Source organism: Mesorhizobium sp. M7A.F.Ca.CA.004.06.1.1 (assembly GCF_003999135.1).
GTDB lineage: Bacteria > Pseudomonadota > Alphaproteobacteria > Rhizobiales > Rhizobiaceae > Mesorhizobium.
Map to the genome: position 1 here is coordinate 1 of NZ_RZPQ01000654.1, position 3,370 is coordinate 3,370.

At 64.7% G+C, this 3,370-nt stretch carries 5 protein-coding genes; 2 read left to right on the forward strand and 3 right to left on the reverse strand.

Translation table 11 applies throughout. The annotated features are described in order from the left end of the window. The first annotated feature begins 25 nt into the window (after positions 1-25). A complete protein-coding gene (locus EN906_RS27695; RefSeq protein ID WP_127266957.1) occupies positions 26-454 on the forward strand; it encodes a cupin domain-containing protein in 429 nt (142 codons plus the stop codon). 1 nt (position 455) lies between these two features. On the opposite strand, the gene EN906_RS27700 is transcribed toward EN906_RS27695, so the two are convergent. The 3 genes from EN906_RS27700 to EN906_RS27710 are packed head-to-tail and all read right to left on the reverse strand — an operon-like array spanning position 456 to position 2,897. Continuing rightward, the gene (locus EN906_RS27700) at positions 456-1,142 is read right to left on the reverse strand and encodes a lysoplasmalogenase (protein ID WP_127266958.1); all 687 of its coding nucleotides are present in this window, start codon (positions 1,140-1,142) and stop codon (positions 456-458) included. Continuing rightward, complete coding sequence (locus EN906_RS27705; RefSeq protein ID WP_127266959.1) at positions 1,139-2,074, reverse strand: EamA family transporter; 936 nt, start codon at positions 2,072-2,074, stop codon at positions 1,139-1,141. The genes EN906_RS27700 and EN906_RS27705 overlap by 4 nt, the downstream gene beginning before the upstream one ends. A gap of 34 nt (positions 2,075-2,108) precedes the next feature. Beyond that, the gene (locus EN906_RS27710; protein ID WP_127266960.1) at positions 2,109-2,897 is read right to left on the reverse strand and encodes a DUF3108 domain-containing protein; all 789 of its coding nucleotides are present in this window, start codon (positions 2,895-2,897) and stop codon (positions 2,109-2,111) included. A gap of 257 nt (positions 2,898-3,154) precedes the next feature. Between EN906_RS27710 and rpmB the strand changes: the two genes are divergently transcribed. Then, positions 3,155-3,370 (forward strand): 50S ribosomal protein L28 (rpmB, locus tag EN906_RS27715; RefSeq protein ID WP_127375518.1); only part of this gene is annotated, 216 nt, incomplete at its 3' end.

Consider the following 3,370-nt stretch of genomic DNA (forward strand, 5'->3'; position numbering starts at 1 on the left):
TTCTAGGCCCGGTGGTATCGTCGCCATGACCAGCTCCGCAGAAATTATCGCGACGCTCGGGCTGAAGCCGCACCCGGAAGGCGGCTGGTATGCCGAGACCTTTCGCGATGGCACTGGCGGCGCGCGCGGCCATTCGACGGCCATCTATTTCCTGCTTGAGGAGCATCAGGTTTCGGCCTGGCACCGGGTCAAGGACGCCGCCGAGGTCTGGCATTTCCATGCCGGCGCCCCGCTGGCACTGGCGATGTGGGAGGAAGGCAGTACCGTTGTGGAGCAGGTGCTCGGCATCGATCTCGCAGCCGGTGAGCGGCCTCAGATCGTCGTGCCGGTAGGCTGGTGGCAGTCGGCGCGCAGCCTGGGCGAATGGACGCTGGTCGGCTGCACCGTCGCGCCGGGCTTCGAGTTTGCCGCCTTTGAGCTGGCCGAACCCGGCTGGCAGCCGAAACAACCCTAACTCAATAAGAACCCAAATTTAGCAGGAACCCAAGTGTCGTCGCGAGCTGGGCGGCGTAGTACAGCGCCCAGACGGCGAAGCGCATCCAGGCGCGGTGGGGCGAGATGGCGGCGACAAGGAATTTCTCGGTGGCGAGCAGCCCGTCCGATACCATGAACAGCACGGCGCCACCGATCACCCACATATTGCTTGTTGTCAGCGCCGAGATGCCCATTGCCAGGATCGCGGCGATATAGACGGTGATCGGGATACCCAGGCCGGGACCGACGCGACGCCACAGCGCCGCCAGCATGATGACCACGAACACCGCCATGGCGAGCCCGATCGCTCCGCGCCACGGCTCGGCGCCAAGCACTCCCAATCCGCCACCGCTGCGCAGGAACAGCGCGACATAGACGATGTGGGCGACGAGAAAACTGGCCAGCCCGCCGAGAAAGGCCTTTTCGCCGTCGCGCGACAGGAAGGCGTCGCCAGCGGCGCTGAGTGCGAGCGCGGCGACCAGCAGCAGCGGGCCGCCCTGCAGTCCGGCCAGCACGGCAAGCATCGCCACGGCAAGCGTCTTTGCCGCCGAGCGGGCGAGCGTCGGCGGCATGCCTAGCGTGAACGCATAGATCACCGCCGCCGCCAGCGAAAAGATCAGTGTCGCATTGGCATTGGCGTCGATGCCGCCCGCAAACGGCATCGTCATGCCCGGCTCCGCCTTTGGATGCCCTGGGCTCCGCCTTCGGATGACCCGGCTCGGCTCTCGGTCGCCGCAGGCTTGCGCAGGAACAGGGATTTTGCGGCGAGCACCGCGCCACCGGTGATGAGCACGCAGGCGGCGAGGATGCGCAGCGACGGCTCGGCGACGCCGGCCGCGATCAGCACCAGCGTCGACAACAGCGGTGCGGCGTAGCTTGCGGCACCCAGCACCTGGATGTTGCCGCGTTTGACGCCGATGTCCCAGGCATAGAAGGCAGCGCCCACCGGCATGAGGCCAAGACCAAGCACCGCCAGCCACTGACCGGCGCCGACGGGCAGAACGGTCTGTTCCAGCGCCAGGTGGCAGGCGAGCGACAGCACCGCGGTCGCTGCGCAGAACCAGGTGACGATGCTGGTCGGCACCGACGGGAAGCGCCGCGACAACAACGAATAGGACGACCACAGGACGGCGCAGACGGCAGCCATGGCATAGCCGAAGGAATAGCGGGCGTCGAAGGCCAGCCCGCCACCCTTGGTGACGATCAGCACGGTGCCGGCAAGGCCGAGCAGCGCGCCGACGACATGGTTCCACGCCAGTTTTTCGCCCGGCATCAGCGCCGAGCCGAGCACGATCAGCAGCGGCCACAGATAGGCGATCAGGCTCGCCTCCACCGCCGGCGCATTGCGCAGCGCGGTGAAATAGAAGAAGTGGTAGCCGAACAGGCCGGCAATGCCGATCAGCCACACCTGCGGCGGTATCTTCTGGCTCTTGTCGGGTGCCGGCATGAACAGCCGCGCGATGAGCCCGACCCCGGTGCCGATCGAGAAGGTGATCGCCGACAAGAGGAACGGCGGCACCTGGCCCGACGCATCGGTGAGCAGTGCGAGCAACGCCCACATGGCGACCGCCGAAAAGCCGATCAGTGTTGCGCGCCCCATTCTGTCTCCAGTGGCGCGCCAATTCCGCGCCTGGCTATTGTACGGCTTCGAAACGCCCGGCGCTGATGGTCAAGGTGCCGATCTGCGTGCCCACCGTGGCACGGATCGGCGCATATACGCCGGTTTGGCCGAGCGGTGCAAACGTCACCATCATGCGGCTTTTGTTCTTGAGATAGTTGAGCGCCTTGCGGCCCTTGCGATAACCCGCCACCGGCTCGAAGCCCATCTGGCAGGTGACGGTGTCGCCCTTGTAGCCCGGGACCGAGATCGTGCCTTTCGACGCGTAGGTCAACGTCAGGTCGGCACGCATCTCGCCGTCATAGAACTTCACCGTGCGGCCGCAGACCTGGTCGAGACTGTCGGCATGAATGACGGTGGCGGCCATGGGATCGAGCACCGACGTCAGGTCGCCGGCACCGAGCGGTACCCAGTTCTTGGGGTCGCGTTTGCCCGGCGCCGGCACGACCTTCGTCGAGGTGACCCTGCCATTGGCAAAGCGGATATCGACAACCGATGCCTTCTTGCCGGAGGTGTAATCGGCGCGGAATGCCTGCGGCACCATTTTCTTGCCCGCGATCGTGCCTTTGGATGAGATCGTGCCGCGCGTATCGTCGAACAGCTTGGCGAGGCCGGCTGCGGTGACACTGCCTTGGATCGCGTAGGCGCCGTTCTCATAGCGGCTGGAAAACGTTGATTTCGCTATCGAAAGGCCGAGGAACGACACTGTGTACTCGCCCTTGAACGACTGCGGCGAGGCAGCAGACGCGGCGGACGGCAAAGCTATGGCAAGCATGGCAACAAGGGCATGTGGCGAACGAAGCATGGCGGGATCGGGTCCTTGATTTTCGGCCGGAGGCGGGCAACTCCGGTCTGGCATGTCCCTATGGAACCGCTTATAGGATGAATTCCGGCCTTAATATGAAATGCCGGGCGTGTCCGCAGGCAAGCTGGAGCTTGACGCCTCGGCGAAATGCAACTATGGAACGCCAACTTTTTCCATAAGGCCGCCTGACCAGAACCGCGCGCCACCCGGCGTGGGCTTGAGTGTTTGGCAGACCCCGAGAACTGAAGGTTAGAACAATGTCCCGCACCTGCGAACTCACTGCCAAGGCAGTCATGTCCGGCAACAATGTGAGCCACGCCAACAACAAGACCAAGCGTCGCTTCCTGCCGAACCTCGTCAATGTGACGCTGATTTCGGAAGCGCTGAACCAGAACGTGCGTCTTCGCATTTCGGCCAACGCGCTGCGTTCGGTCGAACATCGCGGCGGCCTCGACGCCTTCCTGGCCAAGGCC

What these genes read in the sequence shown, in the direction of transcription:
- EN906_RS27695 (WP_127266957.1), top strand. Translation starts at nt 26, where the DNA reads ATGACCAGCTCCGCAGAAATTATCGCGACGCTCGGGCTGAAGCCGCAC.
- EN906_RS27700 (WP_127266958.1), bottom strand. Translation starts at nt 1,142, where the DNA reads ATGACGATGCCGTTTGCGGGCGGCATCGACGCCAATGCCAATGCGACA.
- EN906_RS27705 (WP_127266959.1), bottom strand. Translation starts at nt 2,074, where the DNA reads ATGGGGCGCGCAACACTGATCGGCTTTTCGGCGGTCGCCATGTGGGCG.
- EN906_RS27710 (WP_127266960.1), bottom strand. Translation starts at nt 2,897, where the DNA reads ATGCTTCGTTCGCCACATGCCCTTGTTGCCATGCTTGCCATAGCTTTG.